General features: G+C 73.0%; 22 protein-coding genes. 12 read left to right on the top strand and 10 right to left on the bottom strand.

Features of this window, described 5'->3' with window-relative positions; translation table 11 throughout:
• The first annotated feature begins 7 nt into the window (after window positions 1-7).
• The 3 genes from BT98_RS0106435 (at window position 8) to BT98_RS0106425 (ending at window position 3710) form a co-directional block, all read left to right on the top strand.
• A complete protein-coding gene (locus tag BT98_RS0106435) occupies window positions 8-1429 on the top strand; it encodes a YcjX family GTP-binding protein (protein ID WP_019460669.1) in 1422 nt (473 codons plus the stop codon).
• Complete coding sequence (locus BT98_RS0106430; protein ID WP_027297175.1) at window positions 1426-2358, top strand: DUF697 domain-containing protein; 933 nt, start codon at window positions 1426-1428, stop codon at window positions 2356-2358. The genes BT98_RS0106435 and BT98_RS0106430 overlap by 4 nt, the downstream gene beginning before the upstream one ends.
• A gap of 92 nt (window positions 2359-2450) precedes the next feature.
• Entirely contained in the window at window positions 2451-3710 is a 1260-nt protein-coding gene (locus BT98_RS0106425; protein ID WP_019460671.1) for a PQQ-dependent sugar dehydrogenase, read from the top strand.
• Window positions 3711-3753: 43 nt separating this feature from the next.
• Here BT98_RS0106425 and BT98_RS0106420 read toward each other — a convergent pair whose 3' ends face one another.
• Entirely contained in the window at window positions 3754-4560 is an 807-nt protein-coding gene (locus tag BT98_RS0106420) for a DODA-type extradiol aromatic ring-opening family dioxygenase (RefSeq protein ID WP_019460672.1), read from the bottom strand.
• 110 nt (window positions 4561-4670) lie between these two features.
• Window positions 4671-5114 carry a DoxX family protein gene (locus tag BT98_RS0106415; protein ID WP_019460673.1) on the bottom strand — a complete coding sequence of 148 codons (444 nt, stop codon included), beginning with the start codon at window positions 5112-5114 and terminating at the stop codon, window positions 4671-4673.
• Between the two features lie 112 nt (window positions 5115-5226).
• Between BT98_RS0106415 and BT98_RS0106410 the strand changes: the two genes are divergently transcribed.
• The 3 genes from BT98_RS0106410 (at window position 5227) to dapA (ending at window position 7930) form a co-directional block, all read left to right on the top strand.
• Entirely contained in the window at window positions 5227-6168 is a 942-nt protein-coding gene (locus BT98_RS0106410) for a LysR family transcriptional regulator (protein WP_019460674.1), read from the top strand.
• 271 nt (window positions 6169-6439) lie between these two features.
• Window positions 6440-6916 carry a hypothetical protein gene (locus BT98_RS0106405; RefSeq protein ID WP_147292482.1) on the top strand — a complete coding sequence of 159 codons (477 nt, stop codon included), beginning with the start codon at window positions 6440-6442 and terminating at the stop codon, window positions 6914-6916.
• Window positions 6917-6925: 9 nt separating this feature from the next.
• On the top strand, window positions 6926-7930 hold the full coding sequence (gene dapA / locus BT98_RS0106400; protein WP_019460676.1) for a 4-hydroxy-tetrahydrodipicolinate synthase: 1005 nt from the start codon (window positions 6926-6928) through the stop codon (window positions 7928-7930).
• A 110-nt stretch (window positions 7931-8040) separates the two neighbouring features.
• Here dapA and gltX read toward each other — a convergent pair whose 3' ends face one another.
• A complete protein-coding gene (gene gltX / locus BT98_RS0106395) occupies window positions 8041-9423 on the bottom strand; it encodes a glutamate--tRNA ligase (protein WP_019460677.1) in 1383 nt (460 codons plus the stop codon).
• A gap of 151 nt (window positions 9424-9574) precedes the next feature.
• Between gltX and BT98_RS0106390 the strand changes: the two genes are divergently transcribed.
• On the top strand, window positions 9575-11842 hold the full coding sequence (locus BT98_RS0106390) for a ComEC/Rec2 family competence protein (protein ID WP_019460678.1): 2268 nt from the start codon (window positions 9575-9577) through the stop codon (window positions 11840-11842).
• Here the strand turns inward: BT98_RS0106390 and lexA are convergent.
• From lexA to BT98_RS0106360, 6 genes are all read right to left on the bottom strand, one after another.
• Window positions 11836-12564, bottom strand: a complete 729-nt coding sequence (lexA, locus tag BT98_RS0106385) for a transcriptional repressor LexA (protein WP_019460679.1) — start codon at window positions 12562-12564, stop codon at window positions 11836-11838. The genes BT98_RS0106390 and lexA overlap by 7 nt on opposite strands.
• A gap of 138 nt (window positions 12565-12702) precedes the next feature.
• The gene (locus BT98_RS0106380; protein WP_027297174.1) at window positions 12703-13908 is read right to left on the bottom strand and encodes a molybdopterin molybdotransferase MoeA; all 1206 of its coding nucleotides are present in this window, start codon (window positions 13906-13908) and stop codon (window positions 12703-12705) included.
• A gap of 16 nt (window positions 13909-13924) precedes the next feature.
• The gene (moaC, locus tag BT98_RS0106375; protein ID WP_019462885.1) at window positions 13925-14425 is read right to left on the bottom strand and encodes a cyclic pyranopterin monophosphate synthase MoaC; all 501 of its coding nucleotides are present in this window, start codon (window positions 14423-14425) and stop codon (window positions 13925-13927) included.
• Window positions 14422-15273 (bottom strand): indole-3-glycerol phosphate synthase TrpC, encoded by an 852-nt coding sequence (gene trpC / locus BT98_RS0106370; RefSeq protein WP_019462886.1) that lies wholly within the window; start codon window positions 15271-15273, stop codon window positions 14422-14424. Before trpC ends, moaC begins: the two co-directional genes overlap by 4 nt.
• An 86-nt stretch (window positions 15274-15359) precedes the next feature.
• Window positions 15360-16376 (bottom strand): anthranilate phosphoribosyltransferase, encoded by a 1017-nt coding sequence (gene trpD, locus BT98_RS0106365; RefSeq protein WP_019462887.1) that lies wholly within the window; start codon window positions 16374-16376, stop codon window positions 15360-15362.
• A 123-nt stretch (window positions 16377-16499) separates the two neighbouring features.
• Window positions 16500-18416 (bottom strand): peptidylprolyl isomerase, encoded by a 1917-nt coding sequence (locus BT98_RS0106360; protein ID WP_019462888.1) that lies wholly within the window; start codon window positions 18414-18416, stop codon window positions 16500-16502.
• 180 nt (window positions 18417-18596) lie between these two features.
• On the opposite strand from BT98_RS0106360, the gene tpiA reads away from it, so the two are divergent.
• From tpiA to kdsA, 4 genes are all read left to right on the top strand, one after another.
• Window positions 18597-19346, top strand: a complete 750-nt coding sequence (tpiA, locus tag BT98_RS0106355) for a triose-phosphate isomerase (protein ID WP_208852670.1) — start codon at window positions 18597-18599, stop codon at window positions 19344-19346.
• A gap of 109 nt (window positions 19347-19455) precedes the next feature.
• On the top strand, window positions 19456-19854 hold the full coding sequence (secG, locus tag BT98_RS0106350; protein ID WP_019460316.1) for a preprotein translocase subunit SecG: 399 nt from the start codon (window positions 19456-19458) through the stop codon (window positions 19852-19854).
• Window positions 19855-19972: 118 nt separating this feature from the next.
• A complete protein-coding gene (locus BT98_RS0106345; protein WP_019460315.1) occupies window positions 19973-21604 on the top strand; it encodes a CTP synthase in 1632 nt (543 codons plus the stop codon).
• Entirely contained in the window at window positions 21601-22437 is an 837-nt protein-coding gene (gene kdsA, locus BT98_RS0106340; RefSeq protein ID WP_019460314.1) for a 3-deoxy-8-phosphooctulonate synthase, read from the top strand. The genes BT98_RS0106345 and kdsA overlap by 4 nt, the downstream gene beginning before the upstream one ends.
• A 4-nt stretch (window positions 22438-22441) precedes the next feature.
• Here the strand turns inward: kdsA and BT98_RS0106335 are convergent, their stop codons facing one another.
• The gene (locus BT98_RS0106335; protein ID WP_019460313.1) at window positions 22442-23065 is read right to left on the bottom strand and encodes a YceI family protein; all 624 of its coding nucleotides are present in this window, start codon (window positions 23063-23065) and stop codon (window positions 22442-22444) included.
• Between the two features lie 192 nt (window positions 23066-23257).
• Here BT98_RS0106335 and eno point away from each other — a divergent pair, with 192 nt between their 5' ends.
• A complete protein-coding gene (gene eno, locus BT98_RS0106330; RefSeq protein WP_019460312.1) occupies window positions 23258-24538 on the top strand; it encodes a phosphopyruvate hydratase in 1281 nt (426 codons plus the stop codon).
• Window positions 24539-24623 lie beyond the last annotated feature (85 nt).

The raw sequence follows: 24623 nt of genomic DNA, 5'->3' as shown, positions 1-24623 counted from the left end.
TCCAGCGGTGAGCCCGTCGCCCCTGGATGTGCTGACCGGGACGCCCAGCCGGCTGTGGCGGGACGTCCTGGCCGGGACGGAGGATGCCGCCCGCGCGCTCGCCGGGCGTGACAAGGTGCGCCTCGCCGTCACCGGCCTGTCGCGGGCCGGCAAGACGGTGATGCTGACCTCGCTGGTGGCCAACCTGCTGGCGGCGGGCTCACGCGCCCGCACCCTGCCGGCGCTGGAGGAGGCGGCCGGCGGCCGTCTCCTGTCCGTCCAGCTCGTCCCCGCCGGCACCGAGAACACGCCGCGCTTCGACGCGCTGGCGCATCTGGAATCCCTCGCCGCCGACCCGCCGCAATGGCCGGCGCGGACGGAGGACCTCTCGACCCTCTCCCTGGCGCTCACCATCCGCCGGAGGAACTTCTGGGGCCAGCTCCTGCCCGACCGGCAGGTGACGCTGGAGCTGCTCGACTATCCGGGCGAGTGGCTGCTGGACCTGCCGATGTTCAACGGCAGCCATGCCGGCTGGTCCGATGCCACGCTGGCGCGGCTGGAACGCATCCGGGCCGAGCCGGTGCGCGCCTTCCTGGATTTCGCCCGCGCCCTGCCGCCCGCCGCCACGGCGGAGGAGGCGCTGGTCCGCCGTGGCTGGGTGCTCTACCGCGACGCGCTGCGCCATTGCCGGGACGAGCTGGGCCTGCGCTTCCTGCAGCCCGGCCGGGTGCTCAATCCCGGGCCGCGCGGGGAAACGCCGCTGCTCTGGTTCTTTCCGCTGCCGGAGGCGGCCCGGGGCGGGGAGATGGCGGCGCTGCTGTCCCGCCGCCACGATGCCTATCTCCAGGACCAGCGGGCGCATTTCTTCGAGCCGGTCTTCCGCCGCTTCGACCGCCAGGCGGTGCTGGTGGACGTGCTGGGCGCGCTGCATGCCGGGCGCGAATCCTTCGACGACACGGCGGAATCCCTGGCCGCGATCGCGGAGAGCCTGCGCTATGGCGGCTCCTGGCTCGACTGGATCACGGGCGCCGGGGTGTCCCATGTCGCCTTCGCCGCGACCAAGGCGGACCATGTGCCGGAAGCCTCGCGCGAGAACCTCGCCGCGCTGCTGGGCGACCTCGTCTCCTCGCCCCGCGCCCGCGTCCTGGCGGCGGGGGCGGAGGTCTCGGTGCAGGCCATCGCCGCGCTCCGCTGCACCGAGGACACGCTGGCCGAGCGCGACGGCCATGCCGTGCCCGCCGTGCGCGGCGTGCTGCTGGAGACCGGACGCTGGGCGCGGGTCGATCCCGGGCAGGTGCCGGCGCGGCGGCCGGACGCGGCTTATTGGAGCGCCCCTTATTTCGCCATGCCGGTCTTCCGCCCGCCCCGGCTGGAGCCCGGCGGCCATTCCGGCGTTCCGCATCTGGGGCTGGACCGCCTGCTGGCCAGCCTGATCGGAGACCTGCTGTGAGCGACCCGAGGACCCCGCCCGCCGGCCCGCGCGTGATCCTGGAGGAGGAGGCGCCCTCCCGCCCGGACGAGCGGCTGGACCTGCGCTGGGAACAGGCGGTGGTGCCTGTGGCGGAGCCGCGCACCGGCGGCTGGTCCAGCCTCAGCCTCGCCGCGACGGGGGTGGCCTCGCTGATCCTCGGCCTGTCGATGCTGGACGCGGCGAATTTCGTCGCCTCGCAGTTCGAGCGCGGGCCGGTCCTGGGCGGGCTCACCCTGCTGGTGGCGGTCTTCGGCTTCGGCCTGATCTTCTGGGCCGGGCTGCGCGAGGTTCGTGCCCTGGCCGCGCTGGACGCGGTGGACCGGACGCGGGAGGCCCTGGCCACGGGCGACCTCGCCCGCGCCAAGGCGGATGCGATCCGCTGGGCGGCGCGCGTGCCCGCCGCCCGCGACACCCTGCCGGCGCTGCGCGAGGCGCCCGACATCCCCACCCTGCGCGCCCTGCTGGAAGCCGGGCCGCTGCGCGCCCTGGATGCCCAGGCCATCGCCCTGGGCCGCACCGCGGCGGTGCAGGCCTTCGCCGCCACCGCCATCAGCCCGTCCCCGGCCTGGGATGCGCTGGTCTTCGGCTGGCGCGCGGTGCGGCTGGTGCGGCAGGTCGCGGCGCTGCACGGGCTGCGGCCCGGCATCGCGGGCACGGTGGCGCTGCTGCGGCGCTCGGCCTTCTCCGCCGCCACGGTCGCGGCCACCAATGTCCTGGCCGATGCGGCGACCCGCGCCGTGGTGTCGAACCCGCTGGTGGAGAAGCTGGCGGGCGAGGCCGCCACCGGGGCCGTCGCGGCGCGGCGCATGCTCTCCCTGGCCCGCGCGGCCGCCGCCGCCTGCCGCATCGTGCCCGCTCCCGGCACGCCTCCGGCTGGCCTCGTGGGCGGGGGCCAGGGCGAGCGCTGAGACGCACGCCTCCGAAGCGTTCCGCCACCTCGGACGTTGCGCTGGGAATGCCACCGCCGCCGGGACGCGACCGCGACAGGAGCCAGCCGACCATGACGCCTCGACGCAACCTTCTCCTCGGTCTCGCCGCCGGGGGACTCGCCGCAGGCCACGCCGCCCGCGCCCTGGCCCAGCACGGCCCCGGCCAGCTTCCGGGCATGGGGCCTCAGCCGGACCTGCCCGCGCCGAACACGGCGCACCGCGTGGTCAACCGCTCCCATGGCGGCGGCTGGCCCGCCGGGCGGAGGCCGCAGGCGCCGCGGGGCTTCACCGTGACGGCCTTCGGAACGGACCTCGACAATCCCCGCATGATCCTGCCCCTGCCGGACGGCCGGGTGCTGGTGTCCGAGGCGCCGCGCGCCAACCGCGTCACCCTGCTGCACGCCCCGGACCGCGCGGGCCAGGCCGGCGGCCGGACCCTGCTGCTGGAGGGGCTGAACCGGCCCTTTGGCATGGCGGTGCTGGGCGATTCCCTCTTTGTCGCCGACACCGACGCGCTCCTGCGCTTTCCCTGGAATGATGGGCGCGGAAAGATCACGGCGCCGGGGCGGAAGCTCCTCGACCTGCCGGCCGGGGGCTACAACAACCATTGGACGCGCAACCTGCTGCCGGCGCGGGACGGGCGCAGCCTCTTCGTCAGCGTGGGGTCCGGCAGCAACGTGGCCGAGCACGGGCTGGAGAACGAGCGCCGCCGCGCCTGCATCCTGCAGGTGGATCTGGACGGCTCGAACGAGCGCCTCTTCGCCGGCGGGCTGCGCAACCCCGTCGGCATGGCCTGGGAACCCGGCTCGGGCGAACTCTGGACCGTGGTGAACGAGCGCGACAACATCGGCGACGACCTCGTGCCCGACTACCTGACCCATGTGCGGCAGGGCGGCTTCTATGGCTGGCCCTTCAGCTATTTCGGGACGCACATCGACCCCCGCATGCGGGAGAAGATGGGGAGCCGGGAGCGGGAGCTGGTGGCCCGCGCCATCGTGCCGGACTACGCGCTCGGGCCGCACACCGCCTCGCTCGGGCTGGATTTCTCCACCGGCGGCGCCTTTCCGGCGGAATGGCGCGGCGGCGCCTTCATCGGCCAGCGCGGCTCCTGGAACCGCACGGCCTTCGCCGGCTACCGCGTGCTCTACCTGCCCTTCGCCAATGGGCGCCCGAGCGGTCCCGCGCGGGATTTCCTCACCGGCTTCATGGCCGATCCGGAAACGGGACAGGTGTATGGCCGCCCGGTCGGCGTCGCCATGGATGCCGTGGGCGCGCTGCTGGTGGCCGATGACAGCGGCAACACCGTCTGGCGCGTCACCGCCACCGGCTGACGCAGACATGGCAGGGGAGGCGCCCCCGCCATCGCCGCCCGCGTCAGCCGAAGCGGAAGCCGGACAGCGCCTTGCCCATCACCCGGTCGCTGTAGTCGCGCTGGCCGGAGTCCTCCCCGGCGGCGCCGGCGGCGAGGAGCAGCGGGATCAGGTGCTCCTCGCGCGGATGGCAGGCGCGGGCGCCGGGGGCATGCTCCCAGTCCTGCAACAGCCGGTCGCGCTGCTCGGGCGGTGCGGTCACGGCCTGGGCGAGCCAGCCGTCGAAGGCCACCGACACCTCGTCGTTCACCCCATCCGGCCGCATGAAGTGGCGGAGGTTGTGATAGGTCATGCCGGTTGCCACGATCAGCACCCCCTCGTCCCGCAGCGGCGCCAGCGCCCGGCCCAGGGCGAGATGCGCCGCCGGGTCCAGGTCCTCGCGCACGGAAAGCTCCACCACCGGGATCTCTGCCTCCGGAAAGGCCAGAAGGAAGGGGATGAAGACGCCGTGGTCGAAGCCGCGCGCCGCGTCCCCGGCGGACTCGATCCCGGCCCGCCCCAGGAGCTCCTGCACCCGCGCCGCCAGTTTCGGGGAGCCGGGGGCCGGGTAGCGCAGCTCGTAGGTGTGCGGCGGGAAGCCGTGATAGTCGAAGAGCAGCGGCGGTTGCGTGCCGGTGGTGACGGTGGGCACCGCCGTCTCCCAATGGCCGGAAACGACCAGGATCGCCTTCGGCCGCGCGGGCAGGCGCCGCGGGATGCCGCGCAGGTGTTCCGCCATCCGGTCCCAGGTGTTCGGCCAGTCCATGAAGAAGCAGGGGCCGCCGCCATGCGGAATGAAGATCACGGGTTGGCGGGGTGTCGGGGTGGTCATGGTCGGCGTCTCCTTGGCGGGCTTCGCCACGGCCGCTTCGATGCGCGGCGTGGCAGGAGGTTCAGGCAGGGCGCGGGCCGCCGGGGAAGCGCTCCGCGCCGTCCGTCGCGTCAGGCATGCACCGGCTGGCGCGGTGCGGCGGGCAGCGGGGTCGGCTTCAGCGCCAGGGCGCCATCGCCCAGCAGGGCCTGGGCGAAGAGGGCTACGGCCCAGAAGGCGGGGTATTCCCAGCCGCCGCCGGCATTGGTGAAAAAGAACCCGTTGGCCCCATGCACGGTGAGGATGGCGCCGAGCAGCACGGGGATCAGCACCAGCGCGGCCAGCCGGGCCCAGACGCCCAGGATCAGCGCCATGGCGCCGAGGACCTCGACGGCCATCGTGGCATAGGCAAGGGCCGGCGGCAGGCCGAGCTTGCCGAAGAAGGCGGCCGTGCCGGCGGGAGTGAAGACGAGGATCTTCAGCCCGGCATGGGCCAGAAACAGCACGCCGAGCGAGAGCCGCAGGAGGAGTGCGCCCCAGGGAGCGGTGTTGGGGGCAGTGTGAGGGGCGGTCATCGGGGGAGGGTTCTCCGTCGGAATCTGTGCCGGTGGAGATGCACCCTCGCCGGCCGGGGGATAATCGGTCTATTCCGGAACTCACCTCACACCGGGAGAGTGGGCCGGGCCGATGCTGGATCGCGTGACGGGCATGCAGGTCTTCGCGCGGGTGGCCGGGCTGGGCAGCTTTTCCGCCGCCGCCCGGGCGCTGGGCCTGTCCCAGACCATGGTGACCAAGCATGTCGCGGCGCTGGAGGAACGCCTCGGCGTGCGGCTCCTTCACCGCACGACACGCCGGCTTTCCCTGACCGAGGCGGGGCGGGGCTTCCTCGATTCCTGCCTGCGCCTGCTGCCGGAGATCGAGGAGGCCGAGCGCGCCGTCTCCGCCGACCGGCTGGAGCCGCGTGGGCTGCTGCGGCTCAACGTGCCGGTTTCCTTCGGCACGCGGCATGTGGCGCCGCTGCTGGCGGAATTCTGCCGCCGCCATCCGCGCGTGACCGTGGAGCTGGGCCTGAACGACCGGCTGGTGGACCTGGTGGAGGAAGGCTGGGACCTGACCATCCGCATCCGCCGCATGGGCGACAGCAGCCTGGTGGCGCGGCGCCTGGCGCCGGTGCGGATGGCGGTCTGCGGCGCGCCCTCCTACCTCGCCACGCACGGCACCCCGGGGCGGGTGGAGGACCTGCGGCGGCACGCCTGCCTCGGCTATACGCTGTCGGAGGCGATGGGCCCGGATCGCTGGGTCTTCGGGGAGCAGGGGCAGGTCCCGGTACCGGTCGGCGGCAGCCTGCGGGCCAACAACGGCGATGCGCTGCGCGAGGCCGCCATCGCCGGGCACGGGCTGATCTACCAGCCGGTCTTCCTGCTCGACGAGGCCCTGCGCGACGGCAGGCTGGTGGAGATCGGGCTGGACCAGCCTGCGATGGGCTGGCTCGGCATCCATGCCGTGCAGCCGCCACTGCCGGCAGGAGCGGGACGGCAGGCGCCCGCCAAGACAAGGGCGATGGTGGCATATCTCGCGGAGGCCTGGGTGCCGGAACCGCCCTGGGAGAAGAACCTGCCCCGGCGGTGAGCCGGACCCCCGGAGAAGCGCCGGCGCCAGATGCACGCGGCCCGCTTCCGTCCCGCCAATGAGGCGGCCAGCGGATTACTTGGGGCCGCGGCCCGTCGGCGCCGCGGTCTTTATGCCTTCTTTACGCGGACGGCCGATGCGGCAAATATCGCCTTTACTTGGCCGGGCCTATTCTTCCCGCATGCCAAACATCCGCACGGCGGCGGCGCCCGCGCCCGCGCCCCGGCCCTCCCAGGCCTCCACGGCCCGGACGGTCCCGCTCCCCCTGGCCTTGCTGAGCCGCCCTGCGCGGCTGCAGCGCCTGCTCGCCCCCGGCGCGGCGCCGGGCGGCGATCTCCTCGATTCGGTGGAGACGCAGCCGCACGACCGCGTGCTGATCATCGGTGGCGGCAGCGCCGACCTGCTCTGCGCCACGGTGCGCCGGGGCTGCCGTTCGGCCACTTGCGTCACCGATCCCCCGGCCCATCCTGTCGCGGCCGAGGTCGTGGTGGCGCCCCGCCTGCACAGCGAGGACGAGGCCCTGTCGGTGGCCCGCTCCGCCCGCCGTGCCCTGGCCGAAGGCGCGTCCGGCGGCCGCCTGGCCCTGCGCCTGCTCGGCGAGAAGGCGAGGGGCGTGGCCCTCTCGCTGGTCCGGCGCCTGCGCGGCGATGGCTTCAGGGCGGTGCATGTCGCGTCCGGGCCGGACGGCGCGGTGGTGGTGACCTGCCGGCTGCACGCGCCATTGCCGGGCCGGCACCCGGCGCGCTGAGGAACGGCGATGATGGGCCGAGCCTCCGCGTATCTCCTTCCCCGCCTGGAAGGCTGGATTCCAGCCCTCGCCACGCCCTTCCGCCCCGGCGACGGGGAACTGGACGAGGCGGCCCTCGCCCGGCTGGCGGAACGCTGCGTCACGCGCGGGGCCTCCGCCGTGGTGGTCTGCGGCAGCACCGGCGAGGCGGCCGCGATGACGCCGGTCGAGCAGGCCAGGGCGCTGCGCGTCGTGTCCGAGGCGGTCGGCCATCGGGCGGGGGTGATCGCCGGCGTCGGCGGTGGCTGCACCCAGGCCGCGGTGGAACTCGCCGCCACCGCAGCCCGGGGCGGCGCGACGGGCCTGCTCTGCGCCGCCCCGCCCTATATCAGGCCGAGCCAGGATGGCATCCGCGCACATGTCCGGGCCGTGGCGGCCGTCAGTGGCCTGCCGCTCGTCCTCTACGACGTGCCATCGCGGACAGGCGTCGCCATCGCCGACGAGACCGTGGCGTCCCTGCGCGACGGCGGGCTGGTCCAGGCCTTCAAGGATGCCACGGCGGATATCGGCCGCCCGGCGCGGCTGCGCCGCCTCTGCGGCGCGGATTTCCCGCAGCTCTCGGGCGACGACGCCACCGCCGTGCCGCACCTGCTGGCGGGTGGGGCGGGGTGCATCTCGGTCGCCGCCAACCTGCTGCCGGCGCTCTGCACGGCCCAGTACCGGGCCTGGGCGGCCCGTGACGCCGGGATGCTCGCCGCGCTGCACCAGAGCCTTTCGCCGCTGCATGAGGCGCTCTTCACGGAAAGCAATCCCGTGCCCCTCAAGGCCGGGCTGGAGAGCCTGCGGCTCTGCGATGGCCGGCCGCGCCTGCCCCTGATCCGCGCCCGCGTGGAGACCCGGATGGCACTGGAGCGGCTTCTCGGCACGCTTCTTCCGCAGGAGGAGCTGCTGGCGGCCCGGCCGGAGGACATGCCGTTCCCGGCATCCCGCCCCGTCCATCCGGGCGCGGAAGCGAGGCCCGGCAAGCTCCACTAGGAGCGAGGCCAGGCCGGGAAGCCTCCCGGCCTTCCACATCGTCCTGCTGGCCCGGCCGGCGGGACGGGCGCGCCATCCCGCCGGCCGGGCCGCGGGAGGGATGGCGCGGTTCAGGCGGCCCGGATGCGGCGCAGGCTTTCCTCGCGGCCCAGGGCCAGCAGCACCGCGTCGATCGGCGGCGACTGCGTGCGCCCGGTCAGCGCGGCGCGCAGCGGCTGCGCCAGCGCCCCCAGCTTCACGCCCTGCGCCTCGGCCTGCTCGCGCAGCAGCGTTTCCAGCGCGGGGCCATCCCATTCCACCGTTTCCAGCGCCCCGGCCAGGGCGGCCAGCCGCGCCCGCGATTCCTCGTTGAGCTGCCCGGCCGCCTTGGCGTCGGGTTCCGGCCGCTCCAGCACGAAGGCGGCGCCGTCCGCCATCTCCTCCAGCGTGCGGGCGCGGGGCTGCAGGCTGGGGACCAGGGCGCGGACCCGTGCCGCGCCGGCATCGTCGATCGGCAGGCCCCGCTTGGCGAGGCGCGTCATCACCTCCCGCGCCAGCCGGTCGGGATCGGCATCGCGGATATAGACGCCGTTCAGATGCGCCAGCTTGGTGTAGTCCATGCGGCTGGCCGAGCGCCCCACATCCCGGAGCTCGAAGAGCTCGATGGCGCGGTCGCGCGGCACGATCTCCTCGTCGCCATGGCCCCAGCCCAGCCGCAGCAGGTAGTTGCACACCGCCTCCGGCAGCAGGCCCTGGTCGCGGAACTCCAGCGCGCCCACGGCGCCATGGCGCTTGGACAGCTTCGCCCCGTCCGCGCCATGGATCAGCGGGATATGCGCGAAGTCCGGCCGCGGCCAGCCCATCGCGTCATAGATCATGATCTGGCGGAAGGTGTTGGTCAGGTGGTCGTCGCCACGGATCACATGGGTGATCGCCATGTCGTGGTCGTCCACCACCACCGCGTGCTGGTAGGTCGGCGTGCCGTCCGAGCGCAGGATGATCATGTCGTCCAGCTCGGCATTGTTCACCCGCACCTCGCCTTGCACGAGGTCGCGGACCACCGTCTCGCCCTCGCGCGGCGCCTTGATGCGCACGGCGCCCGGCACGCCCGGCGGCGCCTCGGAGGGGTCGCGGTCGCGCCAGCGGCCATCGTAGCGGGGCGGGCGGCCCTCCTTCATCGCCTGTTCGCGCATCGAGGCCAGTTCCTCGGCCGTGTCGAAGGCGAGATAGGCCTTGCCCTCGGCCAGGAGCTGCCGCGCCACCTCGGCATGCCGTGCCTCACGGGACGACTGCATCACCGGCGGCTCGTCGGGCGAGAGGCCGAGCCATTCCAGGCTTTCCAGGATCTGCCGCACCGCTTCCGGCGTTGAGCGGGCCTTGTCGGTATCCTCGATGCGCAGCAGGTACTGCCCGCCATGGTGCCTGGCGAAGAGATAGTTGAACAACGCGGTGCGGGCGCCGCCGATATGGAGGTAGCCCGTGGGAGAGGGCGCGAAGCGCGTGCGGACGGTCATTCCGGCTGATTAGCATCCTGTCCGGACCGGTTTGAAGACGGGACGCCGCCGGCGCTGGAATGTGGCGGCGGCGGGACGGGGCGCCCTGTCCCGGCGGGAAGACCCTCACGGAGAGTTGCGCCCAGGCCCGGAATGAAACAACCTTGGGTTGTTGTCCTCCACCATCCTCCTCGCACCGGGCCGGCAGGCCCGGCCCAGCCTCGCCACGCGTCTGCGCGAAGGGCTCCATACCCTGTTGCAGGCGGAATGGAGTCGCATCCCGCCCTGGTTCGCCGTCGCGCTCGGCACCGGCATCCTGCTCTACTTCGCCCTGCCCACGGAACCTTCGGAAGCCTGGCTCTGGCTGCCCTGGCCGCTTCTGGCGCCGGCGCTCTGGCTGCGGCGGCGGGCACCGCTGCCCGGCCTGCTGCTGGGGCTGGCCGGCACTGTCGCGCTGGGCTTCGCCCTAGCCGTCTGGGCGCGCGCCAGCCTGCCCCCCGTGCCGGACCTGCCGCGCCGGGCGGTGATCCTGACCGGCACGGTGGATTCGGTCGAACGCCTGCCGGGCGGGCGGCGCGTCGTGCTGACCGGCGCCAGGCCGGGCGAGGGGCAGCCGGCGCTGGAGCGCAGCCTGCGCCTCCGGCTGAAGAAGGGCGACGAGACCCCCGTCTCGCCGGGCGACCGGCTACGGGTGCGCGCCCTGCTGCGGCCGCCACCGCCGCCCCCGGCCCCCGGCGCCTGGGACTACCAGCGGGCCGCCTTCTTCGAGGGCCGCGCCGGCAGCGCCTCGGCCCTCGCCGCCGTCGAAAGGCTGGAGGCCGCGCCGCCATCGCCGGGAGGGAGCGGCTTCGCCGGGCTGCGCAGCCTGCTGGAACAGCGCGTCCTCGCCGTGCTCGGCAGCGGCGCGACGGGCACCGTGTCCAGCGCCATGCTCACCGGCAGCCAGACGCCCATCCCGGACGAGGCCGTGGCGGCGATGCGCGACAGCGGCCTCGCGCATCTGCTGTCCGTGTCCGGCCTGCATGTGGCCATCGTGATCGGGCTGGGCATGAGCGTGGTGCGGCTGCTGGTCGCGCTGGTGCCGCCCCTGGCCCTGCGGGTGGACAGCAAGTCCGTCGCCGCCGCCACGGGGCTGCTGCTCGGCGCGGGCTATACGGTGCTCACCGGCTCGCAGGTTCCGATGCTGCGCTCCCTGGCCATGGCCGCCCTGGCGACGCTGGCGATGCTGCTGGGGCGGCGGGTGGTGTCGCTGCGCGCTTTGGCCCTGGCCGCCGCGCTGGTGCTGGCCTGGCAGCCCGCGGCGCTGCTCGGCCCCTCCTTCCAGATGAGCTTCGCCGCCGTGCTGGCGCTGATCGCCGGGTGGGAGGCGATGCGCGCCCCGCTGGACCGGCTGCGCGGCCAGGGCGAGGCCTGGCGGCGGGGGCTGGTGGCGGTGCTCGGGCTGACGCTCACCTCGCTGCTCGCCGGGCTGGCGACCATGCCCTACGGCCTGCACCATTTCGGGCGGCTGCAGCTCTATGGCGTGGTGGCGAATGCGGTGGCGGTGCCGGTGACCTCGCTGCTGGTGATGCCCGCGGGGATGCTGGCGGTGCTGCTGATGCCCTTCCGCCTGGAATGGCTGGCCCTGGTGCCGATGGGCTGGGGCACGGAGATCGTGCTGGCCACCGCCCGCCGCGTCGCCTCCTGGCCCGGAGCGGCCGCCATCGCGTCGCCGATTCCCGCCTGGGGCCTGTTGCTGGCGAGCTTCGGGATGCTCTGGCTCTGCCTCTGGCGCACGCGCTGGCGCTGGGCCGGGGTGCCGCTGATCCTGCTCGGCCTGTTCTCCGGGCCGACGGTGCCGCAACCCGACCTGCTGGTCTCGGCCGATGCGCGGCTGATCGCCTATCGCAGCCCGGAAGGCGTCTTCCTGGAGCGCGGCTCGGGCAGCAACGGCTTCGCGCGCGACAGCTGGCTGCGCGACTGGGGGGAGGCGGGCTTCGCCCCGCTGCCGGCGGAAGAGGAAAGGATGGAAGCCGGGCTGCGCTGCGCCGCCGACCACTGCCTGCTGCGGCCCCGGCCCGGGGCGCCGGCGATTGCCCTGCTGCGCAAGGTGAAGACGCGCCGGGGCGCGGCGGCGGCGCCGATCCGGATGGAACCCTGGTGCGACAGCGTGGCGGTGCTGGTCTCGGCCGAGCCGGTCCGTGGCCGCTGCCGCACCGGACGGGCGCCGCTGGTGGTGGACCGTTTCAGCGTCTGGCGTGACGGCGCCCAGGCGGTGTTCCTCGGCCCGGAGGGGGCGAGGGTGGTCACGGACCGGATGCTGCGGGGAGAACGGCCCTGGGTGCCGCCGGTCCCGAAGCCGAGGCCGCGCGAGGCCCCGGCGCAGGAGGACGAGGGCGGGACGGACATGGCCGCCGATCCCGCGGAAGCCCCCGGATCACCCCCCGGGACAGGTCAGTAGCGGCGCAGCAGCCCGACCAGCGTGCCCTGGACCTTCACCCGGTCAGGGCCGAAGATCCGGGTCTCGTAGGTCGCGTTGGCGGGCTCCAGGGCGATGGAATTGCCCTTGCGGCGGAGGCGCTTCAGCGTGACCTCGGCATCGTCCACCAGCGCCACGACGATGGTGCCGTTCTCAGCCGTCTCGCCCCGGCGGATGATCACCGTGTCGTTGTCGAGGATTCCGGCCTCGACCATCGAATCCCCCGAAACCTCCAGCGCATAGTGCTCGCCGCCCGTGAGCAGCGAGGCCGGAACCTCCACGCTGCCGCCGGTGTCGCGCAGCGCCTCGATCGGCTGGCCGGCGGCGATGCGGCCATAGAGCGGAAGCTGCACGGTGCTGTGCTCGGCCGGGGAGGGCACCCCCGCCAGGTTCGGCGCGAAGTTGCCGCGGATGACGTTGGAGGCGCCACCGGACGATCCGGCGGGGCCCGCCGCTGCCGCGCGGGACGGCGCCTTGCCGGGCGCGAGGCTGTCCGGCAGCCGCACCACCTCCAGCGCCCGGGCCCGGTGCGCGCGCCGCTTGAGGAAGCCGCGTTCCTCCAGTGCCGTGATCAGGCGGTGGATGCCGGACTTCGAGCGCAGGTTGAGGGCCTCCTTCATCTCCTCGAAGGAGGGCGAGAAGCCGGTCTGGCGCAGGTGCCGGTCGATGAAGACGAGAAGCTGGTGCTGCTTCCGCGTTAGCATGGCGCATCTCCCAACCGGGCGGCGAACAAAGAGGAAACGTTATCTGCTTGTTCTAGATAAGTTCCTGGCTTGTCGTCAAGTTTATCCCCGGATTCCACAGGTGTTCCGCCATCACGGAAGGGTCAGGGAGGCGCCGGATCAGACCCCGAGCGCCGCGAGGTCGATGATTTCCACCGTTTCGCCCGCCGCCAGGGCGGGGGCGTGCGGGGCCCGCAGCACCAGCGCATCGGCGCGGGCCAGGGTCTTGAGCATCGAGCTGTCCTGCGCCGCGAAGGGCGTGGCGACGGGCAGGTCCGCGCCCGTGGCCTCCAGGCTCGCGCGGAGGTAGTCCTCCCGTCGGTCGTTCTCCGGCAGGGCGCGCCCGAGCCGGGCCAGCCGGGTCGGGGCGGGGCCCGCCGGCAGGCCGGCGAGGCGCGCGATGGCCGGGCGCAGGAACAGCACGCCGCAGACCAGGGCCGAGACGGGGTTGCCCGGCAGGCCGAGCAGCGGCACGCCCCGCAGATGCCCCCAGATCAGCGGCTTGCCGGGGCGCATGGCGATCCGCCAGAAATCCAGCGCGAAGCCCTGCGGCCCCAGCGCCGACTGCACGAGGTCATGCTCCCCGACGCTGGCGCCGCCCGTGGTGGCGAGCAGGTCGCAGCCTTCCGCCGCCCGGGCCGCCATGGCGATGGCCGTGGAATCATCCGCCACGATGGGCAGGATGACGGGATCGCCCCCCGCGCCGCGCACCAGGGCGGCCAGGGCATGGGCGTTGGAGGACACGATGCCGCCCGGCGGCAGCGGGTCGCCGGGCAGGGCGATCTCGTCGCCCGTGGCCAGGATGCCGATCCGGGGCCGGCGGTGCACGGCGAGCCAGGGATGGTTGGCGGCGGCGGCGAGCCCGATGTCCCGCGCGGTGAGCCGACGCCCGGGGGACAGCAGTTCCTCCCCGGCGCCGAAGTCCAGCCCGCGCCGCCGGATCCAGCGCCCGGGACGCACGGTCTCCCGCACGGTGACGCGGGCGCCCTCGGCGGTGGCGTCCTCCTGCAGCAGGATGCCGTCCGCCCCTTCCGGCACGAAGCCGCCGGTGAAGATCCGCACCGCCTCGCCCGGCCCGACCGTGCCGGCGAAGGGATGGCCCGCCGGTGCGGCCCCGGTTACCGCCAGGCTGGCACCCTCCACCGCCTCGGCGGCCCGCACGGCATAGCCGTCCATGGCCGAGACGTCGGCGGGCGGCTGGGTGAGGCGCGCCGCCACGGGCGCGGCCAGGACGCGGTTCCAGGCTTCCGGCAGGCTGACCGTCTCCGCCGGAACGGGGGACAGCGCATCCAGGATTCGCCGCAGCGCCTCGGAAACCGGGATCATCCTGGCTGGAACCCTTTCAGTCGGCCTCGAAAGTGCCGGACTTGCCGCCCGACTTGTGCACCACGCGCACCGCTTCGATCCGCATCCCCCGGTCCACCGCCTTGCACATGTCATAGACGGTCAGGGCCGCCACGGTGGCGGCGGTCAGCGCCTCCATCTCCACCCCGGTGCGCCCGGCGGTGGACACGGTGGCGGCGATCTCCACCGCATCCGGCTCCACCGGTTCCAGCTCCAGCTTCACCGAGGTCAGGGGCAGGGGATGGCAGAGCGGGATCAGGTCGGCGGTGCGCTTGGCGGCCATGATGCCGGCCAGCCGCGCCACGCCCAGCACGTCGCCCTTGCCGGCACGGCCCTCGCGGATCAGCGCCAGGGTTTCAGGCCGCATCACGACGCGGCCGCGCGCGGTGGCGCGGCGCTCGGTGACCGCCTTGGCCGAGATGTCGACCATCGCGGCCTTTCCGGCCGCGTCGAAATGGGTGAGGGAGCCGGGGGCGCCCTCGGTTTCGCCGCCGCTCAACCGGCCTCGATCAGCGTCCGGGCCGCCGCTCCCACGTCCGGCTGGCGCAGCAGGTGCTCCCCGACCAGAAGGCAGCGCGCCCCGGCCTCGGCCATGCGGCGGACGTCCTCGGGCGTGCGGATACCGCTCTCGCCCACGGGGATGCGGTCGGCGGGGATCAGCGGGGCGAGGCGCTCGGTCACCGCGATATCCGTCCGCAGCGTGCGCAGGTCGCGGTTGTTCACCCCGATCAGCCGCGTCTCCAGCCCCAGCGCGCGGTCCAGCTCGCGCTCGTCATGCACCTCGGCCAGCACGGACATGTCCAGGCTGCGCGCCGTGTCCTCCAGCGCATGCGCCTGCTCGTCGGTGATGGCGGCCATGATCAGCAGGATGCAGTCGGCCCCGGCGGCCCGGGCCTCGAAGACCTGGTAGGGGTCGAGCATGAAGTCCTTGCGCAGCACCGGCAACTCGCAGGCGGCGCGGGCTTCGGCGAGGTATTCGAGCGAGCCGCCGAAATGCGGCGCGTCGGTCAGCACGGACAGGCAGGCGGCGCCCGCATCGCAATAGGCCCGGGCCAGCTTCGCCGGGGAAAAGTCCTGGCGGATCAGCCCGCCGGAGGGGGAGGAGCGCTTGATCTCGGCGATCAGGCCCGTGCGGCCCTCGCCCAGGAACTTGCACAGCGCCCCGGTGAAGGAACGCGGCGCCGGGGCCGCGGTGGCGCGCCGTTCCATCTCGGACCGGGAGATCTCGTGCATCCGCGCCTGCACCTCCACGGCCTTCTCGGCCATGATCCGGGCGAGGATGTCGGGCATGTCGCGGTTGGCGGCACTCCGGGTCTCGGGAGCCGCGAGCGTTGAGGCTTGGTCCATGGAACGGTTCCTGCGGCGTGTGACGCCGCCTCGTCAAGCTTCGGCCGCCGCTCCGGGTTGCATGTGCCGGAGGGGCCGGGGGGTGGTCAGGATGCGGTGGCGGTGCGAAGACGTTCCAGCACGCCGCGCGCGGCGTGCTGGTCGATGGATGCGGCGGCCATCCGGGCCGCCTCGCGCAGATCGTCGCTCCGGCCCGCCACCACAAGGGCCGCGGCCGCGTTCAGCACCACGCAGTCGCGATAAGGGCTGGCGACACCGTCCAGCAGCGCCAGCAGCGCCGCGGCGTTGCGCTCCGGATCGCCGCCGCGCAGCGACTCCACCGGGGAAAGCGGCAGGCCCACATCCTCCGGCGAGACGGTGAACTCCCGAAGGCGACCGTCGCGCAGCTCCACCACCTGGCTGGGGCCGCTGACGGTCAGCTCGTCCAGCCCCTGCCCATGCACCAGCCAGGCGCGCTCGCTGCCCAGGCGGCCCAGGGCCTCGGCCATCGGGCGCAGCCATTGCGGGGCGAAGGCGCCCGTCATCTGCCGCGTCACCCCGCCCGGATTGGCCATCGGCCCCAGCAGGTTGAAGATGGTGCGGGTGCCGAGCTCCACGCGCGGCCCGGCGGCGTGGCGCAGGGCGGCGTGGTGGCGCTGCGCCATCAGGAAGACCATCCCGGCCTCGCGGATCACCGCCGGGATGCGCTCGAAGGGTATGTCGAGGTTGACCCCCAGCGCCGCGAAGGCATCCGCCGTGCCGGAGCGCGAGGACTGGGCCTTGTTGCCGTGCTTGGCCACCGGCACGCCGCAGCCCGCGACCACCATGGCGGCGGCGGTGGAGATATTCAGCGTCCCCGCGCCGTCGCCGCCCGTGCCGACGATGTCCACCGCGCCGGGCGGCACCTCGGCGGGCACCATGCGGGCGCGCATGGCGCGGACCGCGCCGGTCATCTCCGCCACCGTCTCGCCGCGGAGCCGCATGGCCATCACCAGCCCGGCGATCTGCGCCGGGGTGGCCTCGCCGTTCATGATGATGCCGAAGGCCCGCTCCGCCTCGTCCTCTTCCAGCGTCTCGCCCTGGGCAACGCGCGCCAGCACCGGCTTGAGGGAGGTCTCGCTCATGGCCGGCCCCTTCCCGGGCCGGCCGGCAGGGGGCGGGGGAGGGCGGCGTCGGGGATCATGGCCAGGATCATGGCCGGACAGTGTTCCGCCTCCCGGCGCCGTGATCAAGCGGGGCGCGCGGCATCACGGCATCCCTCCGGCGACCTGCGGCAGCAGCGCCTCGTTGATCTGCACCGGGGTGCGGTCGCGCAGGGCGTTGAGGTACTGGATCTCCAGCTCGTCCCCCATGCCGTTCTCGATCCGGCCGCGGAAGGCCCGCAGGGCCGTGGCATCGTTCACGTCGCCCGGCGTGACCTCCAGCACCTGCGCCACGGCGAAGCCCTGGGCGGTACGCGCCATGGTGGCGTCCTTGGGCTTCGTGCCGAAGATCTGGTTCAGCAGCTCGGGCGGCACGCGGGGGCCGGCCTCGTTGCGCCCGTCGCGGCCGAAGGGATCGCTGCGCAGGGCGATCACCCCGGCCTCCTTCGCCGCATCCTCCAGGCTGCGCCCGTCCTTCACCGCGCCGAGCAGGGCGGCCGCCTTCTCCTCCTGGGCATGGGCACGGGCATCCTCGGTCCAGGCGGCGCGGACGGCGTCCACCACCTGCTCGAAGGGCCGGGGCGCGGGGGGCTGGACCAAATCCAGCTCGACGCCCACGAAGCCGGCCCCGGCCTTGGATTCCTCCATCCGCGCGGGCTGCCGGGGCTGCGCCGCGAAGATGGCGGCCAGCGTCTCGTCGCGGGCATAGTCCGGCACCGGCAGCGTGGCGGCCTGCCCGTCCGGGGCATGGCCGGTGGCATCCACCGTCACCGTGCCGACCTCCATGCCGAACTGCTTCGCCGCCTCCGCCAGCTTCGCGCCGCCGGCCAGCGCGTCCTCGGCGCCGTTGATGCGCTCGAAGGCCATGTCCGCGGCCTTGCTCTGGGCCAGCTCGTTGCGCAGCTCGTCGCGCACCTGGTCCAGCCCGCGCACCGCCGGGGGGTCGACCTTGGCCACCTTCAGCACATGCCAGCCGAAGGAGGACTTCACCGGCGCCGACACCTCGCCCTCCGGCGTGGCGAAGGCCGCCCGGGCCAGTTCCGGCACGGGGATCTCGGCCTGGGACAGCGTGCCCAGCTCCACCGGCTGCCCGCCCTCCGCCTTCGCCTTCTCGCTGATCGTGGCGAAACCGGCGCCACCCTTCCAGGCCTCGGCCAGGGCCTTCGCCTCTTCCTCCGACCGGGGGCCGGTGGGGAAGAGGACCTGCTCCAGCGTCCGGCGTTCCGGCGCGTGGAAGCGGTCGCCGGCGGCGGCATAGGCCTGGGCGATTTCCTCGTCCGTGACGTGGACGTCCTTCATCACGATCTCGGCGGCCAGCCGCGCGACGGTCGCGGTGCGGTATTCCGGGGTGGAGAACTGCTGCGGGTTGTTTTCCCAGAAGCGGCGGAGCTGCTCCCCGGTCGGGGCCGGCGGCTCCGGTGCGTCCGAGAGCGGCAGGGTCGCCAGCTCCACCACGCGGCGCTCGCCCGCCTGGGCCAGCAGGGGCTTCACCAGCGCATCCGGGGCGTGGATGCCCGCGCGGATCGAGGTGATGATCTGCTGCCGCTCCAGCTCCCGCTTCACCAGGGCCAGGAAGCCGTTCTCGTCCAGCCCGTTGCCGCGCAGGAACTGGTTGAAGATGGGGCGGCTGAACTGCCCGCCCGCCTGGAAGGCCGGGATGGCGAAGACGTAGTCGCGCACCGCCTGGTCGGAGGCGGCGATGCCCATGCGGTCGGATTCCGCCGAGGCGATGCGCTGGTTGACCAGGGCCGCCACCGCCTGCTGGGCCGCGGTCTGCCGCACGGCATCGTTGACGGCGAAGTCCGGGCCGAGCTGCCGCTGCAGCTGCGCCATCTGCCGCCGCGCCGCCTGCTGGGCCTCGGCCAGCTCGATCGGCTGCCCGTCCACGCGCGCCACGGCGCTGTCACGGCCGAAATTGCGCACGACGTCCTCGATCCCCCAGATGCCGAAGGAAAGGATCAGCAGCAGGAACAGGCCCTTGGCGAACCATGTCCCGGCGAGGCGGCGGAAGGCGGTGAGCATCTCGGTCCGGCAAGTCCCTGAGGCGGCCCGGGGGCGCCCGAAAGAAGAAGGGTCCGGCATGGTACGCCGGGTCGGGGGCACGCCTTACCGGAGGCGGGCGGAGTTGCCAAACCTCCACCGGCCGGGATACCGCCGGGGAGAGCGAATGAAACGTTCGGAGAGGTTTCGATGACCCCTGGCATCCGCCCGCTGATCGCCGGCAACTGGAAGATGAACGGCACCGCCCGGGAGGCCGCCGGCCTCGCCGACGCGGTCCGGCAAGGGGCGGGGGCGGTGACCGGCGCCGTGGACCTGCTGGTCTGCCCGCCCTTCGTGCATATCCACGCGGCCTCCGCCGCCATCGCCTTCCAGCCCATCGCGGTCGGGGCGCAGGACTGCTCGCCGGAGGAGAAGGGCGCCCATACCGGCGACGTTTCCGCCCCGATGCTGGCGGATGCCGGCTGCGCCTATGTGATCCTCGGCCATTCCGAGCGCCGCGCCGACCATGGCGAGACGGACGCGCTGGTGAAGGCCAAGGCCGAGGCCGCCATCGCCGCCGGGCTGGTCCCCATCGTCTGCGTCGGGGAAAGCCTGGCCCAGCGGGAGGCGGGGGAGGCCGAATCCGTGGTGGCCGGGCAGATCGCCGGCTCCCTGCCGGACGGCTTCACGGCGGCGAAGGGCGTGGTGGCCTATGAGCCCGTCTGGGCCATCGGCACCGGCAAGACGCCCACCGAGGCGGACATCGCCGCCATGCATGCCCGGATGCGGCAGGAGCTGGTGGCCCGCTTCGGCGAGGCGGGGCAGGGCACCCGCCTGCTCTATGGCGGCTCGGTGAAGCCTTCCAACGCCAAGGCGATCCTGGCGCTGCCGCATGTGGATGGCGCGCTGGTGGGCGGCGCCTCGCTGGTGGCGGCGGACTTCCTGGCCATCGCCGCCGGCGCGGCGGGCTGATCCGGGCCCGGATCGGTCGGGATATGCGCGGGATTCGGGCGCAAAACCCCGGCCGGGCCGCTCGGCCGGGGTAGCAACGGTCACGCGGGGCGGCTAGAAGCCGGGCACCATGACCACCGTCCTGCTCGTCCTGCACTTCTTCGTCGCCCTCGCGCTGATCGGCGTGGTGCTGCTCCAGCGCAGCGAGGGTGGCGGCCTCGGCATCGGCTCCTCCCAGGGGATGGGCGCCTTCATGACCGGGCGCGGCACCGCCAACCTGCTGACCCGCTCCACCGCGGTTCTGGCCACGCTCTTCATGGTGCTGGCCATGGCGCTGGCGCTGATCAACCGTGGCGCCAGCCAGAGCGGCGGCAGCTCCATCCTGAACAACCCGCCCCCGGCCGCCGGCGCGCCCGCCACCCCCGGTGGTACGCCCGCCGCACCTTCCACGACCCCGGCGCCTGGCGCACCCCCGGCCCTGCCGGCCCTGCCCGCGACTCCGTCCGGGCCTTCCGTCCCGAACAACTGACGGCCCCTGCATCGATCCCCGCACGGTTCAACACCCGCGCGGGTTTGATCCGCGCATGGCCCTCCCGCGTGCCGTGCGTGTAGCCGGGCACCCCCGGAAAGGGTTATGACGGACTCCCATGACGCGGTTCATCTTCATCACCGGCGGCGTGGTCTCCTCTCTCGGCAAGGGCATCGCCGCCGCCTCCCTCGCGGCGCTGTTGCAGGCGCGCGGATACAAGGTCCGGCTGCGCAAGCTCGACCCCTATCTCAACGTGGACCCGGGGACGATGAGTCCCTATCAGCATGGCGAGGTCTTCGTGACCGATGACGGGGCGGAAACCGACCTCGATCTCGGCCACTACGAGCGCTTCACCGGCGTCCATGCGAACCAGGCGGATGCCTGGACCTCCGGGCGCATCTATTCGGAGGTGCTCGCCAAGGAGCGCCGCGGCGACTACCTGGGCGGGACGGTCCAGGTCATTCCGCACATCACCGACCACATCAAGGCCGGCGTCCTGGCCGAGACCGAGGACTACGACTTCGTGCTGGTCGAGGTCGGCGGCACGGTGGGCGACATCGAGAGCCTGCCCTTCCTGGAAGCCCTGCGGCAGCTCGGCAACGAGCTCGGCCAGCGGCAGAGCCTCTTCGTCCACCTGACGCTGGTGCCCTACATCCCCTCGGCCGGCGAGCTGAAGACCAAGCCGACGCAGCACAGCGTGAAGGAACTGCTGGGCCTGGGCATCCAGCCGCAGATCCTGCTCTGCCGCTGCGACCGCCAGATCCCGGACAACGAGCGCCGCAAGATCGCGCTGTTCTGCAACGTGCGCCCCGAGAGCGTGATCCCGGCCTTGGATGCCAGCAGCATCTACGAGGTGCCGCTGAGCTATCACGAGGAAGGGCTGGACCGGGAGGTCCTGCGCCACTTCGACATGTCCGCCTATGGCGAGCCGGACCTGAGCCGCTGGCAGCAGATCGTGCGCGGCCTCAACCACCCCGAAGGGGAGGTGAAGGTCGCGGTGGTGGGCAAGTACACCAACCTGCTGGACGCCTATAAGTCGCTGAACGAGGCGCTGATCCATGGCGGCATCGCGCACGGCGTCAAGGTGAAGCTGGACTGGGTGGATGCCCAGGTCTTCGAGACCGGCGGCGCGGTGGAGCGGCTGGAGGGCGTGCACGGCATCCTGGTGCCGGGCGGCTTCGGCGAGCGCGGCGCGGAGGGCAAGATCGAGGCCGTCCGCTTCGCCCGCGAGCACAAGATCCCCTTCCTCGGCATCTGCTTCGGCATGCAGATGGCGGTGATCGAGGCGGCGCGGAACGAGGCCGGGCTGAAGGAGGCCTCCTCCACCGAGTTCGGCCCCTGCGCCGAGCCCGTGGTCGGCCTGCTGACCGAATGGCGGCGCGGCAACGTCACCGAGCGCCGCGACGAGGCCAGCGACCTGGGCGGCACCATGCGCCTGGGCTCCTATCCCTCGATCCTGGCCGAGGGCTCGCTGGTGCGGCAGGTCTATGGCGGCGCCGCCGAGATCACCGAGCGCCACCGCCACCGCTTCGAGGTGAACGTGAACTACCGCGACCGGCTGGAGGAGCACGGGCTCCGCTTCTCCGGCATGTCGCCGGACGGCGTGCTGCCGGAGATCGTGGAGCGGCCGGACCATCCCTGGTTCATCGGCGTGCAGTTCCATCCCGAGCTGAAGAGCAAGCCCTTCGCCCCGCACCCGCTCTTCGCGGGCTTCGTGGGCGCGGCGGTGAAGCAGGCGAGGCTGGTATGATCACCGTCCGCGTCGGCGCCCCGGGCAGCCGGGTCGCCGAGATCGCTAACAACCGGCCGCTCGCCTTCATCTCCGGCCCCTGCCAGATCGAATCCCGCGCCCATGCGCTGGAAACCGCCCATGCCCTGCGGGAGATGGCGGAGAAGGCCGGGGTGGCGATGATCTACAAGTCCTCCTACGACAAGGCGAACCGGACCAGCGCCAATGCCGCCCGCGGCATCGGCATGGCGGAGGGCCTGGACATCCTGGCCGAGGTGCGGGAGGCCACCGGCCTGCCCGTGCTGACCGATGTCCACGCTGCCGAGCAATGCGCCCCGGCGGCGGAGGCGGTGGATTGCCTGCAGATCCCGGCCTTCCTGTGCCGCCAGACCGACCTGCTGCTGGCGGCGGGGCGGACCGGCAAGCCGGTGAACGTGAAGAAGGGCCAGTTCCTGGCGCCCTGGGACATGCGCAACGTGGCGGCCAAGCTGGCCTCCACCGGCAACGACCAGGTGATGCTGTGCGAGCGCGGCGCTTCCTTCGGCTACAACACCCTGGTCTCCGACATGCGGGCCCTGCCCATCATGGCGGAAACAGGCTTCCCCGTGGTCTTCGACGCCACCCATTCGGTGCAGCAGCCGGGCGGGCAGGGGACCTCCTCGGGCGGGCAGCGGGAATTCGCCCCCGTCCTGGCCCGGGCCGCGGTGGCGGTGGGCGTGGCGGCCGTCTTCATCGAATGCCACGAGGACCCGGACCACGCGCCCAGCGACGGGCCGAACATGATCCCGGTCCGGGAGATGCCCGCGCTGATTGAGCGGCTGATGGCGTTCGACCGGCTCGCCAAACCGGGCTGACCTTCTACTCCTGGAGCTGGAACTCCCCTTCCAGCTCCAGCGAGACCTCGTCGCCCACGGCGGGCAGGTAGCCAGTCATGCCGAATTCCGAGCGCCGGATCGTCGCCTTGCCGTCGAAGCCGAGCGTGTAGCGCTTGCTCACCGGATGCACCCCGGCGGCGTTGAAGGTGACGCGCAGCGTCACCGGCTTCGTCACGCCATGCAGGGTCAGCCGCCCGTGGACCCGGGCGCCGCGTTCCCCCGTCCGTTCCACCTTCTCCGCCACGAAATGCGCCGTCGGGAAGCGGGACAGGTCGAAGAAATCCGCCGTCCGCAGATGCCGGTCGAGATCCGCGTCGCCGGTCCGCAGCCCGTCCACCCGCACCGTCACGTCGAGCGCGGTGCGGGCAATGTTCGCGGGATCAAGCACCAGCTGCGCCTCGACCCCGGTGATCTGCCCGCGGTAGATCGACAGGCCGAAATGATTCACCGCCCAGGTGATGCGGCCATGCGCGGAATCCAGGCGGTAGCGGCCCGCGCGGATCGCCATCGGGTCGCGGTTCATGGCGGGGGCGCCCTGCGGCAGGGCGGGGGTGGCGGGGAGCAGGAGGAGGGGCAGCAGGAGCCCGGCCAGGACGCGTCGCCTCATATCCCCCGAATCTCCCCCGTCTTCCGTGCCGGCCCGCGATGCCATGCATTGGGCGGGGTGGCGGCCATCCGGTCAACCCGGTCCGCCCGGTGGTCCCCGCGCCATGGCCGGGCCGCCGCGTAGCCCCCCTTGCCCTGGGCCGATGGGCACCCTATGCGCCATAACCGGGAAACCAACAGAGGGATACCTGCCGTGGCCGCCATCGCCGATATCATCGCGCGCGAGGTCCTCGACTCGCGCGGCAATCCCACGGTCGAAGTCGATGTGGTGCTGGATTCCGGCGCCGCCGGCCGCGCCGCCGTGCCCTCGGGGGCGTCGACCGGCGCCCATGAGGCCGTGGAGCTGCGGGACGGCGACAAGTCCCGCTACGGCGGCAAGGGCGTGGCCAAGGCCATTGCCAATGTCGAGGGCGAGATCTTCGACGCCATCTCGGGCATGGAATCGACCGAGCAGGTCAAGATCGACGAGACCATGATCGAGCTCGACGGCACCCCCAACAAGGGCCGCCTGGGCGCCAACGCGATCCTGGCCGTCTCGCTCGCCGTGGCCAAGGCCTCGGCCGCCGACCTGGGCATGCCGCTCTACCGCTATGTCGGCGGCGTCTATGCCCGCACCCTGCCGGTGCCGATGATGAACATCATCAATGGCGGCCAGCACGCGGACAACCCGATCGACATCCAGGAATTCATGATCATGCCGGTCTCCGCCGGCACCGAGGCCGATGCCGTCCGCATGGGCGCCGAGGTCTTCCACGCGCTGAAGAAGAAGCTGCACGACGCCGGCCACAACACCAATGTGGGCGACGAGGGCGGCTTCGCGCCGAACCTGAAGTCGGCCGAGGAAGCGCTGGGCTTCATCGCCCAGGCCTGCGAGGCGGCAGGCCACCGCGTCGGGGAGGACATCGTCTTCGCGCTCGACTGCGCCTCGACCGAGTTCTTCAGGAACGGCGTCTATGACATGGAAGGCGAGGGCAAGAAGCTCGACGCCGCCGGCATGGTCGATTACCTCGCCGGACTGTGCGGCAAGTTCCCGATCGTCTCGATCGAGGACGGCTGCGCCGAGGACGACTGGGAAGGCTGGAAGCTCCTCACCGAGAAGCTGGGCGCCAAGTGCAACCTCGTGGGCGACGACCTCTTCGTCACCAACCCGGAGCGGCTGCGCCAGGGCATCGAGCAGGGCATCGCCAACGCCATCCTGGTGAAGGTGAACCAGATCGGCTCGCTGACCGAGACGCTGGAGGCCGTCGAGATGGCACACCGCGCCGGCTACAAGGCGGTGATGTCGCACCGCTCCGGCGAGACCGAGGACGCCACCATCGCCGACCTCGCCGTGGCGACCAATTGCGGACAGATCAAGACCGGCTCGCTGTCCCGTTCCGACCGGCTGGCCAAGTACAACCAGCTGATCCGCATCGAGGGCGGCCTGGGCACCTCCGCGCGCTACGCCGGCCGCTCCGTGCTGCCGCGCGGCTGAGCGCGCCGCGGGGCACCCCTCCGGGTGCCCCGCCACCGCCCCGCAACGCACGCCCGGCGGGGCGGCGGGGACACACCGGCACCGC

The organism is Roseomonas mucosa ATCC BAA-692 (assembly GCF_000622225.1).
GTDB lineage: Bacteria > Pseudomonadota > Alphaproteobacteria > Acetobacterales > Acetobacteraceae > Roseomonas > Roseomonas mucosa.
Note: the sequence above shows the minus strand (reverse complement) of the source record. Positions and strands in the feature narration are given on the sequence as shown.

Bases quoted from the DNA above. Each gene is read 5' to 3' on its own strand.
- BT98_RS0106425 (WP_019460671.1), top strand. From the start codon at position 2,451: ATGACGCCTCGACGCAACCTTCTCCTCGGTCTCGCCGCCGGGGGACTC.
- BT98_RS0106420 (WP_019460672.1), bottom strand. From the start codon at position 4,560: ATGACCACCCCGACACCCCGCCAACCCGTGATCTTCATTCCGCATGGC.
- BT98_RS0106415 (WP_019460673.1), bottom strand. From the start codon at position 5,114: ATGACCGCCCCTCACACTGCCCCCAACACCGCTCCCTGGGGCGCACTC.
- BT98_RS0106410 (WP_019460674.1), top strand. From the start codon at position 5,227: ATGCTGGATCGCGTGACGGGCATGCAGGTCTTCGCGCGGGTGGCCGGG.
- dapA (WP_019460676.1), top strand. From the start codon at position 6,926: ATGATGGGCCGAGCCTCCGCGTATCTCCTTCCCCGCCTGGAAGGCTGG.
- gltX (WP_019460677.1), bottom strand. From the start codon at position 9,423: ATGACCGTCCGCACGCGCTTCGCGCCCTCTCCCACGGGCTACCTCCAT.
- lexA (WP_019460679.1), bottom strand. From the start codon at position 12,564: ATGCTAACGCGGAAGCAGCACCAGCTTCTCGTCTTCATCGACCGGCAC.
- BT98_RS0106380 (WP_027297174.1), bottom strand. From the start codon at position 13,908: ATGATCCCGGTTTCCGAGGCGCTGCGGCGAATCCTGGATGCGCTGTCC.
- trpC (WP_019462886.1), bottom strand. From the start codon at position 15,273: ATGGACCAAGCCTCAACGCTCGCGGCTCCCGAGACCCGGAGTGCCGCC.
- trpD (WP_019462887.1), bottom strand. From the start codon at position 16,376: ATGAGCGAGACCTCCCTCAAGCCGGTGCTGGCGCGCGTTGCCCAGGGC.
- BT98_RS0106360 (WP_019462888.1), bottom strand. From the start codon at position 18,416: ATGCTCACCGCCTTCCGCCGCCTCGCCGGGACATGGTTCGCCAAGGGC.
- secG (WP_019460316.1), top strand. From the start codon at position 19,456: ATGACCACCGTCCTGCTCGTCCTGCACTTCTTCGTCGCCCTCGCGCTG.
- BT98_RS0106345 (WP_019460315.1), top strand. From the start codon at position 19,973: ATGACGCGGTTCATCTTCATCACCGGCGGCGTGGTCTCCTCTCTCGGC.
- kdsA (WP_019460314.1), top strand. From the start codon at position 21,601: ATGATCACCGTCCGCGTCGGCGCCCCGGGCAGCCGGGTCGCCGAGATC.
- BT98_RS0106335 (WP_019460313.1), bottom strand. From the start codon at position 23,065: ATGAGGCGACGCGTCCTGGCCGGGCTCCTGCTGCCCCTCCTCCTGCTC.